Origin of the sequence: Galbibacter pacificus, assembly GCF_029603165.1 — a bacterium.
In the GTDB taxonomy this organism is placed as follows: Bacteria; Bacteroidota; Bacteroidia; order Flavobacteriales; family Flavobacteriaceae; genus Galbibacter; species Galbibacter pacificus.
Map to the genome: position 1 here is coordinate 179,474 of NZ_JAQSVC010000002.1, position 18,769 is coordinate 198,242.

The following is an 18,769-nucleotide window of genomic DNA, read 5'->3' on the forward strand; positions in this document are numbered from 1 at the left end:
TAACCACACTTAAAACTTATAATTATAATGAAAACACTTTTATGCTGCCTTTTTGGGTGGCTTTTTATAGGTTCAGTCGCTGCCCAGCAGAACCTCAGTTCCCCAAACACCCACATTAAAGTAGCTGTAACACACGAGAAAGGCCTTAATTTAAAGATTTACCTTAACGGAAATGTTTTGGTTGAAAATATTAGTCCGAAAATGAAGTTTGCTTCCGGAAAAACTTTTGGACAGGGTAAAGAGCCTAACGATAGTAACGTTGAAGAAATCAGCAATGAAATTACTGCCATTGTGCCTACCAAATCCAGCAGGATTACGGATCATTATAACTTACTTACCTTAAATTACGATGATTTTAATTTTGAGGTCCGGGCATACAACAATGGTGTAGCATACCGTTTTGTTTCCAAACTTAAAGGCAATGATGAAGTAATGGACGAAGGCATAGATGTTTCTTTCCCGTCAGATTATCAATGCTATTTACCTGAAGAAAAACAATTGATTTCGCATTTTGAAAATTACTACACAAAAACACAAGTTTCAGAAATAAAACCTAAAACAATTGCGGCACTACCAACACTTTTCACCAATAAACGGGGCGAGAGTGTATCCATAACAGAGGCAGATTTATACGATTACCCAAACCTGTTTTTAGAAAAATCAGAAAAAGGATTTAAAAGCTTGTTTCCCAACTATGTTTTAAGCACCGAACCACTAAAAGAAGATCAGGACCGGTTGGAGAAAATAAAAGAAGCGGCTCCATATATTGCAAAAACTTCCGGGGCAAGGACTTTTCCTTGGCGTTTGTTTATGATTTCGGAAAACGACAAGCAAATAGTAGAAAATAATTTGGTCTACCAGTTGGCATCACCTTTAAAAATAAAAGATACTACATGGATAAAACCCGGAAAAGTAGCATGGGACTGGTGGAATGCAAACAATGTTTACAATGTGCCCTTTAAAAGTGGTTTAAATACACAGACCTATAAATATTACATAGATTTTGCCGCTGAATTTGGTTTGGAGTACATAATATTGGACGAAGGATGGTCTAAATCTACTTTAAATGTAATGGAGCCCAACCCGGATATAGACATGGAATCTTTAACGGCTTATGCCAAGAAAAAAAATGTGGGCATTATACTTTGGAGCCTATGGCGGCCTTTAGACAGCAATATGGAAGCCCTTTTAACCCAGTACGAAAAATGGGGGATAAAAGGGGTAAAGGTCGATTTTATACAAAGAGCCGACCAATACGTAACAAATTTTTACGAGCGTTTGGCCAAAACGGCTGCCGAGCACCATTTACTAGTAGATTATCATGGAGGAATGAAGCCATCGGGCATGCGCAGGGCTTACCCGAACATAATTAATTATGAAGCCGTAAAAGGATTGGAAAATAATAAATGGACCGATAAAATTACACCAGAGCACGACCTAACCCTTCCCTTTACAAGAATGACTGCCGGGATAATGGATTATACGCCAGGTGGTATGGACAATGCACATCAAGATAATTATGCCGTTCGCTTTAACAGGCCAATGACATTGGGTACCCGTGCCCACCAAATGGCCCTATATGTAATGTTCGAGGCCCCTTTGCAAATGCTGGCAGACAGCCCGTCCAATTATTACAACAATCCAGAAAGTACCGGGTTTATATCCAGAATACCAACCACATGGGAAGATACAAAGGTGATCGAAGCAAAAATTTCAGACTATTTAGTCTTGGCCAGAAAGAATAAAGACACCTGGTATGTGGCCGGACTAACCGATGAAACCCCGCGCGACTTTAAAATAGACATGTCCTTTTTAGATTCAAAAAAGAAATACAACATTGTTTGGTTTGAAGATGGCATAAATTCTGATAAAGTTGCCAAAGACTATTCGGTTAAAAAACAAACAATCTCATCAACCGACGGATTGGATATTTCCATGCATTCTGGGGGTGGTTGGATAGGGGTTATCTCGCCTGAATAATTGGTTTTCGGTATAAAAATAAAATAGACAAAACAGAAGGTGTATGGTTATTGTTGCAACCATGCACCTTGTATTTTTTTCTGAAGCGCTGACGGTTGTTTTATTTCCTTGATCCTATAAAGTGCGACCTTACCATTTGCATCACTGGATTTTTCAATTTTTAGGCCGGCATAGTTTAAATATTTGTTATAGTCCAATTCCTTGGTGGTATAAACATATTCAAATTCTTTTGCTAGTGAGACCCCGGCAATGGTTTCGCATACAGTTTGAAATTCTGCTTCGGTAAAGCCCCTATTAAGTTCTTTGTAGTATTTCCAATACAATGTTTTCATTACATCGTTAAGGGATTTCTCGTTATGGGTAGCGTTTCTAATTGCAAAGTCCAAGAAAAGCCCAACAATGGGGCCTTTGTCGTAATAAGAAATGGTTTTACCTTTTTCATCTTTTAAGTTTCCAAATGGGCCATCTTTCCATGTATTAAAACTGGCCTGAGCCAAAGATTGATGTTTCCGTCCGGGATTACTTTCCACTGCATTGATATGTGATTCTAAGTCGTTGAAAAATATTTGTTTATCTATAATTCCCGATTTTTTCGATATTATATATTCATAGTAAACGGTCAAGCCTTCGGCTATCCATAACTGGTTTGTTTTACTGCCATTTTCGTAATCAAACGGGCCCAGTTCGAATGGTCTAATTCTTTTTGCATTGTAATGGTGGAAATATTCATGTGCCAAGAAATTTAAGGTACGGTTAATGCTTTCTTCCGATGTAAGCTGGTTTCCGTCAAAACTTACAGTAGTAGTGTTTAAGTGCTCTATTCCACCCCGACCGGGCCCAATCCCGATAAAAGTATATTGATTGTACGGAATATCATCAAAAATGTCCACGGCGGCTTCAATTATTTTTTGTAGCCTATTCATCAAATCTGCACCATCAAAATCGCCAAGTTTGTAACCTATAAATTTATGGGGAATTCCTTTTACTTCAAATGAAGGCAATTCGTCTAGATTACCAATTAAAATTGGACAATCATATAAAAAATCGAAATTTTTTGCACGGTATGTACTTGTTTTAGAGTTTACCAATGTAAGGCCCGTAGCAATGTTGTGCCATTTTATAGATTCTCCACGGTTGATATTTATTTGTACTTCATTGTTTAAATAGCCTTCGGGGTACAAAAAATTGTTTGCAGGTATTATATATGCATGCGTAGCATCCATAAAGCTATCGACAACAAACTGTTTTTCGGCTTTTACATTGTATTTTATATAAATAGCATCCTGTACTTTTTTAATGATCTGCCAAGTATTTTTGTTGATTTTTTCAACTAGAATGGCAGTTCCATCTTTACGCTCCGCACTTATGTTTTCTATGGTCGATGCGTAATCTTTAAATTGATAATAACCCGGTGTCCAATTTGGTATTTTAAGTTGTATGGTATCTTTGTCAAGACCCTTTAACTCAAGTTCCATTTGGAATGTATGATGCTCAGGGTCTATTATGGATACCGTATAATTAATTAAGATATTGCCTTTTTGAGCGCTTAAATTATTTGCAATAATTGTAAGGAATATCAGGAGGTAATAAGGTTTCTTCATTTAATGTAAATTGGTTTAAGTGTGCCGGAAATTGTAAATATAATGTTTGGGTTTATATAAAACACGGTCAATATTAACCAATGCTAATAAAATATTATCAGCTTATTTTTTACTTTGAGATATTTCTTTTTTTTAATATATATTAATGTATTTTCTTCTATTTTACATGTCTTTCTTTAAGTATTAGATAATATAGTATTAGTATATGCTAATATTTAAATATTCTTTAACATTTATAGTCATAATTTTACAAGTGTTAAACTAACACGTAATAAGAAAAAGCAGTTTATGTACATCACATAGGTTGTTTTATCTATTTAAAAACTAACAATTTAACCAGTAAAATTATTAATTATGGAACAAACCAATTCATCCATTGGAGCTATACATGGAAGTAATTTTAACAAATACAAATTGCTTTACGTACTGGCTTTCTTTTTGACCTCTTTTTCTTCTTTTTCACAACAAAATATAAAGGGAATTGTAAGAGACGAAAACGGGATTCCCATAGCTGGGGCATCGGTTTCAGAAAAAAATACTTCAAACGGGGTTGTAACCGATTTTGATGGGAATTTTCAACTAAATGTAAGTGCTGCCAATTCAACCATTGTGGTGTCATATATTGGTTTTGAAACTTATGAAGCCCCAATTGGAAATAAAACTTCACTCGATATTATTTTAAAAGATAATTTACAGGAACTGGACGAAGTGGTGGTCATAGGTTATGGTACCCAGAAAAAGGCCGATGTAACCAGCGCTGTTGCAACGGTAAAATCTGAAGATTTTGTACAGGGGAACGTAAAAGATGCCGCACAACTTATTCAGGGTAAAGTTGCCGGATTGACCATTTCTGCGCCTTCCGGAGACCCAACACAAGGGTCTCAGGTAAAATTAAGGGGTATTTCATCGCTTACCGGGGGTACCGATCCGCTAGTTTTGGTAGATGGCGTTCCTGGGAGCTTAAGCACTGTAGCCCCGGAAGATATTGAGTCTATTGATGTTTTAAAAGATGGTTCTGCTACTGCAATATACGGTACAAGGGGAACCAATGGCGTTATTATCATTACCACCAAAAAAGGGAATTACAATGCCAAACCTACCATAGAATACAATGGGTATTCTTCTTTGTCTACTATAGCAAGGCAGATGGATTTTCTTGATGCCGATGAATTACGGCAAAAGTATGCCGAAGGCTATAGTTTTGTGGGGGCAAACCTGCAAGATTTTGGATCTGATACCGATTGGCTCGATGAAATTACCAGAGATGCACTTAGCCAGGTACATAACGTGATTTTTAGAGGAGGGAACGATGCTACCAATATTACAGCTTCTATAAATTACCGTGATTTGGAAGGAATATTTCTTAAATCTGAAACAGAGAAATACACGGGTCGGATTAGTGTTAACCATGCCATGTTCGATAATAAATTGAAAACAAATATAGCCATGATCGCCAGTGAACAGGTATACAATGCCCTTGGCGATGGCACCAGTTTCGATCCTTACATATACAGACAGGCCATTATACGCAATCCCACCGAACCAATTTATGACGAAAATGGAAATTGGTACGAAAGGGATGTTTATTTTTACGATAATCCTGTAGGCTATATTGAAGAAACCATTGGGGAGAACCGTTATAGAAATGTACGTTTCGATTTTAGCATGAGTTACGATTTTAATGATAACCTCACCTTAAAAGGACTTTATACACGAAAAGGGAACTCGAACATCCGTGGTTTTTATCAAACCAAAAACCATGTTTCTACTGTAAAATATGCACAAGACGGTTTTGCATCAAGGGGCACAAATGATTATAGGGGAAATTACGGGCAATTAACGCTCGATTATAAACAAACTTTTGGCAAGCATACCGTAACAGGTTTGGCTGGGTACAATTATGAAGATAATGTAACCGAAGGCTTTTGGGCAACCAACAGGCGTTTCCCAACAGATGGTTTTACCTATAACAATATTGGTTCCGGACAAGGCTTGCAACTTGGTGAAGCCGGAATGGGAAGCGATAAATATTCAGATAAATTAATCGCTTTCTTTGGGCGGGTAACTTATAATTATGATGATCGTTATTTGTTGCTTGCCAGTTTACGCCACGAAGGTTCTTCCCGTTTTGGAGAAGACAATAAATGGGGGAATTTCCCGGGAATTTCCGCCGGATGGCGCATAGACCAAGAGGCTTTCATGGAAAATGTTGACTGGGTAGACAATTTAAAACTTCGTGCAGGTTACGGTATTACCGGGATTAATGCAGGAGAAAATTACCAATCTTTAAGTGGGCTAACTTATGGCGATTACTTTTTAAACAACGGAAACTGGATACGTGAGTTGGTGCCTTCTAGAAACGCCAACCCGAACTTACGGTGGGAAAAGAAAAAAGAACTCAACTTCGGGCTGGATTTTGGCTTTTTAAATAGCCGTATAAGCGGTGCTATCGATTATTATAGAAGAAGGACAGAAGGCGCCTTGTATGATTATAGCGTACCAACACCTCCATATTTTTACGGAACCATAGCTGCAAATGTTGCCGAGCTGGAAAACTCTGGTTTGGAAGTTTTGCTGAACGTAATACCGTTCCAAACGGAAAATTTTACATGGACCGCCAATTTTACTTATTCAAAAAACACAAACGAAGTTATTTCGTTGTCTAATGATGAATTTCAGCTAACCAACGATTTCTTTGATCAAGGATATACCGGAGAGCCCATTCAAATTGAAACACACCGGGTAAAAGAAGGAGAGCCTATCGGGAATTTCTTCGGTTTAAAAAGTGTGGACATCACGGATGAGGGAATTTTCCTTATTGAAACTCCCGAAGGCGACATTATCCCAGCCACCGAGGCTACTACCGAAGACAGACAGGTTTTAGGAAACGGGCTTCCAACCGCTTATTACAGTTGGAACAATACAGTAAGGTATAAAAACTGGGACTTCAACATTAATTTACGCGGGGCAATGGATTATCAAATCCTGAACTTCTCCCGCATGTTCTACGAAAACCCAACAGTGAGCTACAATGTACTGGATTCTGCTTTTGATGAAGTATACGGAAAAGCTGTTTTAAACGATGTACAGCGGTATGTAAGCTATTATGTGGAAGACGGCGATTTTTTAAAAATAGACAATGTTACCCTGGGGTATACCTTGCCAAAGGATGCACTTAAATTTACCGATAGTTTCCGGATCTACTTTTCGGGACTCAACCTTGCTACTTTTACCAAATACAAGGGGATAGACCCAGAAGTGAATAGGGATGGACTTGCACCAGGCAACGACGAGCGGGACAAATATCCTTCTACAAGAACCTTTACACTAGGAATTAATTTCACATTATAAAATTTAAAACGATGAAAAATATAACAAGTTATTTAACTCCTTCTATCATAAAATTTTTGGCTCTTGCACTAATCGTTTCTTGTACAACTATAGGGTGCACCAATTTAGATGAAGAAGTATTTTCAGAAGTTACCGAAGATTCTTTTGTTCCGGCCGACTCCGATATCGTTGCAGTAATGGCTTCGGCTTATACGCCATTAAGATTTATTATGGGTTGGCAAGGATATTTTGATGTTCAGGAAGAACCTGCCGATATGATTGTAACCCCCACAAGACCCAACGGTTGGGACGATGGCGGAACATATAAACGTATGCACTTCCATCAATGGGATAATACCCAATGGCAGCCCAGAAATACATGGATTACTTGTTTTAATGGTATCAATAGTGCCAATAGGGTAATTTTACAGATAGAATCTGGAAACCTGCCCGTTTCAGAAGAACAGGCAGCTAGCATTATTGCAGAAATGAGGGCTTTAAGGGCTTTGTATTATTCTATGTTGATAGATACTCATGGCAACGTGCCCATTATTGCTAGTTATAGCGACGAAATTCCAACACAGAACACACGTCAGGAAGTGTACGATTTTATTGTATCCGAGCTAACAGAAATCATTCCTTCGTTAACAGAAACCGTTGACGGCTCTACATATGGACGTATGACAAAATGGGCGGCTTATCACGTATTGGCAAAAGTATATTTAAATGCCGAAGTCTATACCGGAACGCCGCAATGGGAAAAATGTATTGCAGCCTGCAATGAAATAATTAACAGTCAGGAATTCACACTTTCAGATAATTACCGAGATATATTTAGTGCCCAAAATGAAGGAAACCCCGAAATGGTTTTTGCAGTTCCTTACGATCAAATATATGCGCAGGAATGGAGTGCACATATGAAGATGCTGTTGCCAGATCATCGTTTGGTGTTCGATATGGAAGCCCAACCATGGGGCGGCTCCAGTTGTAACCCGCAATTTATTGATAGTTATGAAGCTACCGATAATAGATTGGCAGACACTTGGCTAATGGGCGACCAGCTAAACGCTACAGATGGTAGCGTGGTTATGACCTTGGTGAAGGAAATGCCTAGTATATTCAATTGCGATTTTACCGATGGTTTCCGTTGTGGCAAATACGAAATTGAACCGGGAGCCACAGGCGCACTTAATAATGACTTTCCTTTTTTACGTTACACCGAAGTATTAATGATGAAAGCCGAAAGTTTGTTGAGAACCGGGCAAAGTGGGGAAGCCGCTCAAATTGTAACAGATGTACGCATGCGTTCTTTCAACAGTCCGGCTGATGCCAATGTAACGGGTGCAGAACTGGAAGGCAATACCACAGTAGAATACGGAACCTTGGCAGAAGATGGAAGCATTGATGCCCCGGGCAATCAATCGCCGGTGCAATACGGTCGTTTTCTAGATGAGCTGGGCTGGGAATTTGCTGCCGAGGCACACCGAAGAACCGACTTAATCCGTTTTGGGGTATTTCAAACCAAGAACTGGTACAACCATACACCGCAAGGCGATCATACCATTATTTTTCCTATAGGTCTGGAAGAATTAAATACCAATTCAAACCTAAAACAAAACCCGGGATATTAATTTTATAATAATTGAGTTAGTTTAAGTAGATTTTTCACTCCAAAAGGCGGATGTTTCATCCGTCTTTTTGCATTAAATAAACGTTTAATATTGGGTTCTGTATTGAGAAGGCGTTATACCTTTAAGTTCTTTAAATTTTCTGTTAAAGTTTGTAATGTTCTGAAAACCACAAAGCTCAGAAACAGTGGCAATAGACATTTCTTTGTTCCTAAAAAGAAGTTTACAGGCGTTTTCAATACGTATTTCAATTAAAAACTGAAAAAAGGTTTTATTGGTACGCTTTTTAAAATACCTACAAAACGCATTTTTGGTCATATTGGCCTTATCGGCCACTTCTTCTAAGGTTATTTGGTTGTGGTAGTTTTCCATGGCATGTTCAAAAACGGCACGCATACGCTTTCCTTCGTCGTCGGTATATTTTTTTCCGTATATAAAAGAAGAAAGTGGAGCGTGCTCAATGGCTATAATTTGGTTTATTATTTTTAAAAGAGAGGCAATGCGCTCTATTTTACTCTGGTATTGTAATTTTTTGAAGATTTTGACAATCTTTTTATGATCCTCCGAAATTTTCATGCCGTATGCTGCGTTTGTAAAAAAATCTTTTGCAGTCTCCATGTCGCTAATATGGAAAAACTCCTTTCCAAAAGCGTTTTTGGTAAAAAATAGCGTGTACATAATAGACATGTCAGAGGCTTCAACATCACTTTTAAATACATGCGGAACATTGCCCCCAATAACCAAAATATCGTTTTTATGGTAGGTGTTAATAGAATCTCCAACAACCAAAGTCCCGCTACCTTTTAAAATAAAGCTAATCTGGATTTCTTCATGTTGGTGCAATTGGTCGTAAAAAACCACTTCATGGTCTTCTTGGTATACCAATGCTTCTTGCTCGGGTTTTGGTATCTTAAACGGGAGGACTTTCATTTATAGGTTGTATTTAAAACAATATTAATCAAAAAAAGGAATCATATGTCATATTTGGGTAATATACTATTGATAATGGTTAATTATTGACTCAGATGTAGAAAAAAAGCATTTATATGTTCAAAATTATAATACCAGAATACCTCATCAAACTTACAATTAGAGTTTCAACGGTTAAGATAGTATGACTTTTTGCTAATATTCTTCAAACTTCTTATGCATTTTATGCATAGTTTTATGCTTATGTATACAATAAAAACTTGTGCCCGCAAAATATGTGTTATAATAACACTTTTTACATCTTTTTGGACAAATGCCCAAGGATCAATTGCCGATTATAAAAGATCTGTGGCTGTAGATACGCTGTTTAGGGATAAAGTATATAATGCGCCAACAGATTTTCATTGGCAAGATGACAATCTATTTTGGTATGTCAACAAAACAGAAAAAGGAGATGAGTATATAAAGGTAAACGCCTCAAAAAATAGACAAGAACTGGCCTTCGATCATACAAAATTGGCAAAAAGTCTTTCTGTTTTAAATAAAGATACTATTCAACCAGGTGCTATCAATATACATGACTTAAAATTTAAAGAAGACCAACTTAATTTTAAAACAGATAGTTTAGAACTTTCCTGCAACCTTGCCAATTATAAATTAACAATCATAAAGAAACTTGAAAGGAAAGCCACCAACCGTTATTGGGGCGAAAGGGATGATGAACGAAAAGGGGAGCCGGTAATTTCTCCTGATAAAAAGTATACCGCATTTATTAAAAATTATAACGTATACGTGCAAAACCTCGATACAAAAGAAGAAAAGCAGCTCAGCTTTGATGGGTCTAAAGGGTATTACTATTCATGGCAAATAAAATGGGCGCCCGATAGTAAAAAAATCATGGCCTATAAATTGCGCCCGGCAGAAGACCATAAAATTTATTTTGTCGAGTCAAGTCCCAAAGACCAATTACAGCCAAAACTACAATCCAGGGATTATTTAAAACCCGGCGATCAGGTGGCTTTTAAGAGCCCGCAATTATTTCATGTGGAAAATGGCAAACATTTATATATCCCTACCGATTTATTTCAGCAGCAATTCCATTTAGGAAACATAACATGGCGTAAAGACAGCAGTGCCTTTACTTTCGAATACAATGAGCGCGGTCACCAACGCTACAGTATAATAAACATTGATGCCAATACTGGAAACGTGAAGGTTTTAGTAGATGAAAAAAGCCCAACTTTTATTGATTACAGCGGGAAAAAATACAGATACGATGTAAATAATGGCGAACAGATTATCTGGGCTTCCGAAAGAGATGGGTGGAACCATTTATACTTATACAATGGAAAGACCGGCAAGCTAATAAGGCAGATTACCAAAGGGAACTGGCCCGTTCGCGAAGTTGTAAAGGTAGACGATGAAGAAAAACAAATCTATTTTATTGCAAGCGGCTTGGACAAAGACCAGGATCCGTATTTCGAACATTATTGTAGAATAGATTTTGATGGCAGGAACTTTAAACGTTTCACTACCGAAAATGGCAACCATAAAGTATACTTTTCAACAAAGAACAGTTATTACATAGACCAATATTCAAGGGTCGATGCACCGCCAATAACCTTGCTGAAAGACAAAAACGGGGAGTTGATCAAAGAATTGGAAAGGGCAGACATATCCAAGCTTTTGGCAACGGGATGGAAGTACCCCGAAGTTTTTAACGCTAAAGGCAGGGATGGCAAAACAGACATTTGGGGTATCATCGTCCGGCCTACAAATTTCGACCCGTCAAAAAAATACCCCATTATTGAATACATTTATGCAGGACCACACGATTCTTTTGTGCCAAAAAGCTTTCAAAGTTACTATTGGTCCATGTCGCCATTGGCAGAGTTAGGGTTTATCATGGTACAGATAGACGGCATGGGGACCTCTAACCGATCGAAAGCCTTCCAGGATGTTTGTTGGAAAAACCTTAAAGATGCTGGCTTCCCCGATAGAAAACTATGGATGCAAGCAGCAGCCAAAAAATACCCGTATATGGATATCGATAAGGTTGGAATTAGAGGAACTTCTGCCGGAGGGCAAAGCGCTGGGGGAGCATTGGTGTTTAACTCCGATTTTTACGATGTAGCCGTAGCTTCTTGTGGTTGTCACGATAACCGAATGGATAAAATATGGTGGAACGAACAATGGATGGGTTACCCAATAGGACCACAATATGCAGCATGTTCCAATATTGAAAACGCTTCAAAGATGCAAGGCGATTTAATGTTGATTGTAGGTGAAGTAGACGATAATGTAGACCCCGCATCTACCTATCAGTTTGCAAATGCATTGATAAAAGCCGGAAAAGACTTCCAGCTGGTGGTCGTTCCGGGAATGTCTCATTCCGCAGGAGGTACATTTGGCGATAAAAAACGAAAAGACTTTTTTGTAGAAAAACTCTTGGACGTAAAACCACCTTCTTGGGACAAGGTATATGCAAACGAAGAATAAAAATGAAACCATTTATAAAGAATTAAAGAAAACCAAGCTAACATTATGAAACCATATAAGTTACTATTTTACTTGCTGTTATGCAGTTGTGTGTTCAATACAACCATAACAAAAGCCCAAAGCGGAGACCAGATACTGGATGGTATTGGAGAAACAGGATTGATTGCCCGTTATGTTTTTAACGGCAATGCAAAAGATTGGTCCCGTAACAATCTACATGGTGAAATACATGGAGAAAAGCATGCCTTTGTTGATGATGAAAAGTTTGGAACCGTACTTTCTTTAGCAGATAAAGCATATGTTTCAATTCCCGGAGAAGTAGTATCTGCCGAAGAGTCAATCAGTGTTGCAGGTTGGGTTTACTTAAATTCCGACCAAAAAGAGCAATACTTTTTTAATTTTGTAAACCATAAAAACGCGCATTTTCTTGTTGCACCTGTTGGAACCAACAACGAAAATGGTTTTTTAACCGAAATTACTACTTCAACTGGAAAAAAATACAAAACCAATTCTCCGGCCTTGGAGATTAATAAATGGTACCATATTGCCATAGTTTTAGATACCCCTTCAAAATCCTTGCGCACCTATGTCAATGGGAAATTGGTCGGCCAAACCAATACCATAGCGCTAGAGTTACAAGAGGTTTTCAATAGCAATTCGGCCAAAAAGAACACACTTTACATTGGGGAGTCCCTTTTAGAAGCAAAATTGTATGATTTTAGGGTGTACCGCATCCCTTTAAGCCAACAACAAGCTGAAAGAATTTACAACAACGCCCTACACAACGAAGAAACCGTTGTAAACGAACGGAAAGAGCCCGAAGACAACCTTCCGGTTTTTTCCAAAGATACCCCACAACTATACAATAAGTACATAACCGCTGTCCCAGATATTCAAGTAGAAACCACGGTAGGGTATCTTCCAAGGTTACCACGTTATGTAAAGGCCGTTTATCAAGACGGGATTCAAGAACAAAGGGCACGGGTTCTTTGGCCGGCACCCAAAGACAACAATAAAGTACTAAAAGCAGGTAAATATACGGTAACAGGGCATATTGCAGGAACCGCCATAACGCCCAAAGCCATTGTAACGGTAAAAGAAGCAGGAAATCTTGCCACACCAAAACGTACACTAGCGGCTTTTAACTTAAATCAGGTTACATTAAATGCCGATCTTCATGGACATAGCACAAAATTTATTGAAAACAGGGACAAGTTTATAAATACTTTGGCCAATACCAATCCAGACGCCTTTTTGTACATGTTCCGTAATGCCTTTGGGCAGGAACAACCAAAAGGAGCAGAGCCATTGGGCGTATGGGATTCTCAAGAAACAAAACTGCGCGGGCATGCAACCGGGCATTATTTAACGGCCATTGCCCAAGCATACGCAAGTACGGGGTACAATAAAGAGTTACAGCAAAACTTTGCCAATAAAATGCAGTATATGGTAAATACCTTGTACCAATTATCGCAAATGTCCGGCAACCCTAAAACAACAGGGGGCAAGCATGTAGTAGATCCAACAGCGGTGCCACCGGGTCCGGGAAAAACAGACTATAATTCCAATTTAAGCATAAACGGTATCCGTACCGATTACTGGAATTGGGGAAAAGGCTTTATCAGTGCTTATCCGCCCGACCAATTTATTATGTTGGAGAACGGGGCTACCTATGGTGGGCAGGATACTCAAGTATGGGCACCCTATTATACGCTGCACAAAATCATTGCCGGGTTGATGGATGTTTACGAAGTAAGCAACAACGAAAAGGCTTTAGAGATAGCCAAGGGAATGGGAGACTGGGTCTATGCCAGATTGAGCAAACTCCCAACCAGTACCCTTATTAGCATGTGGAACAGATACATAGCAGGGGAATTTGGAGGGATGAACGAGGCCATGGCACGTTTGTACAGAATAACAAAAGACGATAATTATTTAAAAACGGCTCAATTGTTCGACAATATCAAAGTATTTTATGGCAATGCAGGGCATTCTCATGGATTGGCCAAAAACGTCGATACTTTTCGTGGCCTGCATGCCAACCAGCACATCCCACAAATAATGGGGGCGCTTGAAATGTACCGCGATTCGCATGCCCCAGAATACTATCGGGTGGCCGATAACTTTTGGTATAAAACCACAAACGACTATATGTACAGCATCGGTGGTGTGGCAGGCGCCCGCAACCCGGCAAATGCCGAATGCTTTACAAACCAGCCGGCCACCCTATACCAAAATGGGTTCTCGGCAGGTGGACAAAACGAAACTTGTGCCACGTACAACATGCTTAAATTAACTAGAAACCTGTTCCTTTTCGACCAGCGTGGAGAATTAATGGATTATTACGAACGCGGACTCTATAACCACATCCTTGCTTCGGTAGCAAAAAACACGCCTGCCAATACATACCATGTTCCGTTAAGGCCAGGCTCGGTAAAGCACTTTGGAAACCCCAACATGACCGGGTTTACGTGCTGCAACGGCACAGCCCTTGAAAGCAGTACAAAACTTCAAAATTCAATTTACTTTAAAAACAAAGACAACAATGCTTTATACGTTAACCTGTATGTTCCTTCCACTTTAAAATGGACAGAAAAGAGCATAACCGTGCAACAAACAACTGCCTTTCCAAAAGAAGATTTTACCAAGTTGACAATAAAGGGCAACGGAAGCTTTGCTTTAAATGTCCGTGTGCCACATTGGGCTACCAAAGGCTTTTTTGTTAAGATAAACGGAAAACAAGAAAAGGTTCGGGCAGTACCGGGAACCTATCTTTCCATAAACCGCAAGTGGAAGGATGGAGATACCGTCGAGTTGCGCATGCCGTTCCAGTTTCATTTAGAACCGGTAATGGACCAACAAAATATTGCCAGTTTGTTTTACGGACCCGTTTTGCTCGCGGCCCAAGAAACAGAACCCCGTACAGCATGGCGTAAAGTAACTTTTAATGTAGAAGAAATGGGCAAAGCCATTAAAGGAAATCCAGAAAAACTGGAATTTACCATAGACGGAGTTCTTTACAAACCTTTCTACGAAACCTATGGCCGTTACTCGGTATATTTGGATGTTTCCCTAAAAGAGCAATAAAACTATAAAGTTAACCACCTAAGCCACAAAACAATGATAAACCAACGGTTACAAAAAAGCCTTATTCTTATACTATTCATGGTGCTTGCTTTTAAAGGGCACTCTCAAGAGTATTGGGATAACATTACCGGCAGGCCTTCCACTTTGGGGGTCGAAAAAGGTTTTGTTGAAGTAAAAACTGCCCAGTTTCATTTAAAATTGGTAAAGGCATCACAAACAGTGGCCGGATTGGCTCCCGCAGAAGATACCACATTTAACTTTACACCCGGGGAACGGTTAAAAATTAGGGATAAAGACAGCCTATACCACCTGGGCGATATCAATTTAATGCTCAAAACGGGCCAAGGTCAATGGAAAGATTATTCATCGGCATATACAAGAAAGCCGGTAAGCCAAATTTCTTCCGAAGGAAATATTTTGGCAGCTTCAGACATGGCAAACACCTTCCCAAAAGACATTCCGTTAAGCATAAAACGTTATTACGAAAATGATAACGGAGACTTGGTATTGCGGTTTGTATTGACAAATCCCGGAAAAGAAAGCGTGGAAATAGGAGCATTGGGCATTCCTATGGTTTTCAATAATATATTGGAAGGAAAATCGCTGGACGAAGCACATGCAGACAATGTGTTCTTCGACCCCTATATAGGCATGGACGCAGGGTATTTGGAGGTAAAGCATTTAAACGGAAAAGGTACGGCATTACTTGTACTTCCCCAAGAAAACATGCCTTTTCAGGCCTATAGGCCCTTGTTGAACGACCCAACTCGAAGAAGTATCGTTTTTGAAGGTTTCCATGAATGGATGCCATTGAGCAAAGCCTATGCAGAAACCCAATGGAAGGGCGTTAAACAATGGAACACGCCCACATCTACCGTGTTGCAACCGGGAGAAAAAAGAGATTTTGCCATAAAATTCGTGCTGGCAAAAAATATTAGGGAAATCCAGCAAACAGTATTAAAAAATAAAATGCCGGTAGCCGTTGGTATTCCTGGATATGTACTACCGCAGGATGTAGACGGACGCCTGTTTGTAAAAAGTCCTTCGGAAGTAAAAAAAATAACGATAAAGCCAGAAGGAGCAGTTTCAATTCGTAAAAAAGAAACATTGAAAAACGGCTACGTAGAGTACATGGTAGAAGGACAACAATGGGGGCGTGCCCGTATTGTTATCGAGTATAAAGACGGAAAGCAGCAAACAATCAATTATAAAATAATCAAGCCCGAAGCAGAAGTAATAGCCAACCTGGGAAATTTTTTAACCACCAAACAATGGTTCGATAATGAGAAAGATCCCTTTAACCGCGCTCCATCTGTAATTTCTTACGACTATGAAGCAAAACAACAAGTAGCACAAGACAGCCGTGCATGGATAGCAGGCCTGAGCGATGAAGGAGGGGCAGGAAGTTGGCTGGCAGCCATGATGAAGCAGTATGCACAACCCGATAAAGACGAAATAGAAAAGCTTTCAGGCTTTGTACATAAAACACTTTGGGGCGGTATACAATATGCCGACGGTAAAAATAAGTATGGCGTTAAAAAAAGTATGTTTTATTACCAGCCCGACAGCATGCCAAAGAATACATATAACGATACGGTTAACTATAAAACCTGGGCCGCCTGGAACCATAAGCATGCCAACGACCCCGGGAGGTCTTACAACTACCCCCATGTAACCGCGGCTTACTGGGTTATGTACCGCTTGGCAAGATACCATACCAAACTGGTTACAGAGAAACCTTGGAATTGGTATTTAAAGCAGGCATACCATACCGCAATTGCCATGACAAAACTGGCACCGTACTATGCACAGTTCGGACAAATGGAAGGAACCGTGTTTCTTTGCGTTTTAAAAGACCTACAACATGAAGGGCTGGACGAACTTGCCCTGGACTTGGAACAAAAAATGAAAGCACGCGCCGATCATTGGAAATCGTTAAACTATCCATTTGGGAGCGAAATGCCATGGGATTCCACAGGGCAGGAAGAAGTCTTTATGTGGTCAGATTATTTTGGATATGCCGGCAAAGCCAATGTTACATTAAATGCAATACTGGCCTATATGCCCACCATGCCACATTGGGCTTATAATGGAAATGCACGGCGTTATTGGGACTTTCTCTACGGCGGGAAACTATCTAGGGTAGAACGCCAAATACACCATTACGGGTCGGCATTAAACGCCATTCCCGTACTAAAAGCATACCAAAACTCGCCAAACGATTTTTACCTGTTAAAAGTTGGGTACGGTGGGTTAATGGGAGGCATAGCAAATATTACAGAAGACGGTTTTGGTCCGGCAGCTTTTCATTCGTTTCCACAAACATTAGCAATAGATTATCTATCGGGCGACTATGGCTCCGGGTTTTTTGGCTATGCGGTCAATTCGGCTTCCTATTTAACCAAAACAGCCAATTTTGGATGGGTTTCTTTTGGAGGGAATATAAAAGCTGAAAAGAAACAAGTTGAAATGAGCCTTACAACGGCAGCAAGGAACAAAGTTTTTATAGCACCAGAAGCATTGCTGATAACATTGGATGCTGGAAGCATGGATAAAGTAATTTATAATGAAGAAAAAAGAAGGGTAATACTCTATTTAAACCCTAAAAACGAGTATACGCCCAATGCATACATAAGGACCAACAAAAAAATTGAATTACCATTTAAAAAAGATAAAGGAGCCTTTTTAATTCCCCTAAAAAATAGCATACAACCCATAGAAATACAATTATAAAAGCTACAGGGCATTGTAATTTTTCCATTATAAAAAGAAGTACCATCCCTATAAAATAGTTTTTGGGGCCAAGCAGATATATATCCGTATGCAATAGAAAACCAATAGGTAACTAAAACCATGTAGGAGGAAATAGCATATGGAAATGTAGGCGCAATAAACAGCTATTTATACTCAATAATACAGCCAGGAAATAAACCATCCAGAAGACTTATTTAAACCAAAAAAACCTGCTGAACAAACGCACCATAAGTAAGAAAAAATATGTATTTATTCTTCAAAATATATCAATTACATCAATCAAAGTAGAAAATCAAAGTGAAGAAATATTCATTTCAACAATAGAAATATGCATTATAAGTGATAAATTATAGCTTTTACCTATCAAAATAAACATTTATCATAGAGTAGTATCTATTACAAGCCTCGTAGTATAGAAAACATCTATGGAAATATTTTCTGCAAATAGTTAAGTGTTATGAATATGCGAGAAAGTACTTACCTCAAAGACCAAAGTACGAAGTGCAAGCATCAAAGTAGAACGTGAATAACCCAAAGTAATAGGAGAAAGTAGTAAAATAGGTCTTGCAAAAATAAAATAACACATACAAATGGTCAAGAAGCCATAGTAACATACAAAGTAATACAGGGGTATAAAAAAGGAAGTGTTGCCACTGTAAAATCATGCCCTTACCGTTACAAAGCAGGAACCAATTACTGCCAATAACCCTTGGCAATCGGTTTTATGGTGTGGTCTTGGCAGGCAGTATGGCTTTAGCGTCTTGCAGTGTTCAATATGGCCATAAAATTGTTTGCAAAATCGGAGGTATATTTTCCGTCCTTGTCCAGATTAGGGTCAAGAATGGTAAATTCTATACCAACAGCCTTTGTATGTTGGAGCAAGGGCACCAATAATGCAGAAAGTTCGCTATAAGAAAGCCCATTCTGTTGCCTACTGTCAACGGCAGGCATGATGGTATC

9 protein-coding genes are annotated in these 18,769 nt (G+C 39.1%); 6 read left to right on the forward strand and 3 right to left on the reverse strand.

Annotation, left to right across the window (positions count from 1 at the left end; genetic code table 11):
• Positions 1 to 27: 27 nt before the first annotated feature.
• A complete protein-coding gene (locus tag PSF86_RS05315; RefSeq protein ID WP_277899021.1) occupies positions 28 to 1,980 on the forward strand; it encodes a glycoside hydrolase family 97 protein in 1,953 nt (650 codons plus the stop codon).
• A gap of 47 nt (positions 1,981 to 2,027) precedes the next feature.
• Here PSF86_RS05315 and PSF86_RS05320 read toward each other — a convergent pair whose 3' ends face one another.
• Positions 2,028 to 3,581: a M61 family metallopeptidase gene (locus PSF86_RS05320; protein WP_277899022.1), complete on the reverse strand. Its 1,554-nt coding sequence runs from the start codon at positions 3,579 to 3,581 to the stop codon at positions 2,028 to 2,030.
• Between the two features lie 354 nt (positions 3,582 to 3,935).
• Here PSF86_RS05320 and PSF86_RS05325 point away from each other — a divergent pair, with 354 nt between their 5' ends.
• Complete coding sequence (locus tag PSF86_RS05325) at positions 3,936 to 6,932, forward strand: SusC/RagA family TonB-linked outer membrane protein (RefSeq protein WP_277899023.1); 2,997 nt, start codon at positions 3,936 to 3,938, stop codon at positions 6,930 to 6,932.
• A gap of 11 nt (positions 6,933 to 6,943) precedes the next feature.
• Positions 6,944 to 8,542, forward strand: coding sequence for a RagB/SusD family nutrient uptake outer membrane protein (locus PSF86_RS05330; protein ID WP_277899024.1), 1,599 nt, complete (start codon positions 6,944 to 6,946; stop codon positions 8,540 to 8,542).
• An 84-nt stretch (positions 8,543 to 8,626) separates the two neighbouring features.
• Here PSF86_RS05330 and PSF86_RS05335 read toward each other — a convergent pair whose 3' ends face one another.
• Positions 8,627 to 9,469: an AraC family transcriptional regulator gene (locus PSF86_RS05335; protein WP_277899025.1), complete on the reverse strand. Its 843-nt coding sequence runs from the start codon at positions 9,467 to 9,469 to the stop codon at positions 8,627 to 8,629.
• 243 nt (positions 9,470 to 9,712) lie between these two features.
• On the opposite strand from PSF86_RS05335, the gene PSF86_RS05340 reads away from it, so the two are divergent.
• The 3 genes from PSF86_RS05340 to PSF86_RS05350 are packed head-to-tail and all read left to right on the forward strand — an operon-like array spanning position 9,713 to position 17,788.
• Positions 9,713 to 11,968: a S9 family peptidase gene (locus PSF86_RS05340; protein ID WP_277899026.1), complete on the forward strand. Its 2,256-nt coding sequence runs from the start codon at positions 9,713 to 9,715 to the stop codon at positions 11,966 to 11,968.
• Between the two features lie 45 nt (positions 11,969 to 12,013).
• On the forward strand, positions 12,014 to 15,055 hold the full coding sequence (locus tag PSF86_RS05345; protein ID WP_277899027.1) for a beta-L-arabinofuranosidase domain-containing protein: 3,042 nt from the start codon (positions 12,014 to 12,016) through the stop codon (positions 15,053 to 15,055).
• A gap of 33 nt (positions 15,056 to 15,088) precedes the next feature.
• The gene (locus PSF86_RS05350; RefSeq protein WP_277899028.1) at positions 15,089 to 17,788 is read left to right on the forward strand and encodes a DUF5695 domain-containing protein; all 2,700 of its coding nucleotides are present in this window, start codon (positions 15,089 to 15,091) and stop codon (positions 17,786 to 17,788) included.
• Between the two features lie 774 nt (positions 17,789 to 18,562).
• Here the strand turns inward: PSF86_RS05350 and PSF86_RS05355 are convergent.
• Complete coding sequence (locus tag PSF86_RS05355; protein WP_277899029.1) at positions 18,563 to 18,760, reverse strand: arginase family protein; 198 nt, start codon at positions 18,758 to 18,760, stop codon at positions 18,563 to 18,565.
• Positions 18,761 to 18,769: the final 9 nt, after the last annotated feature.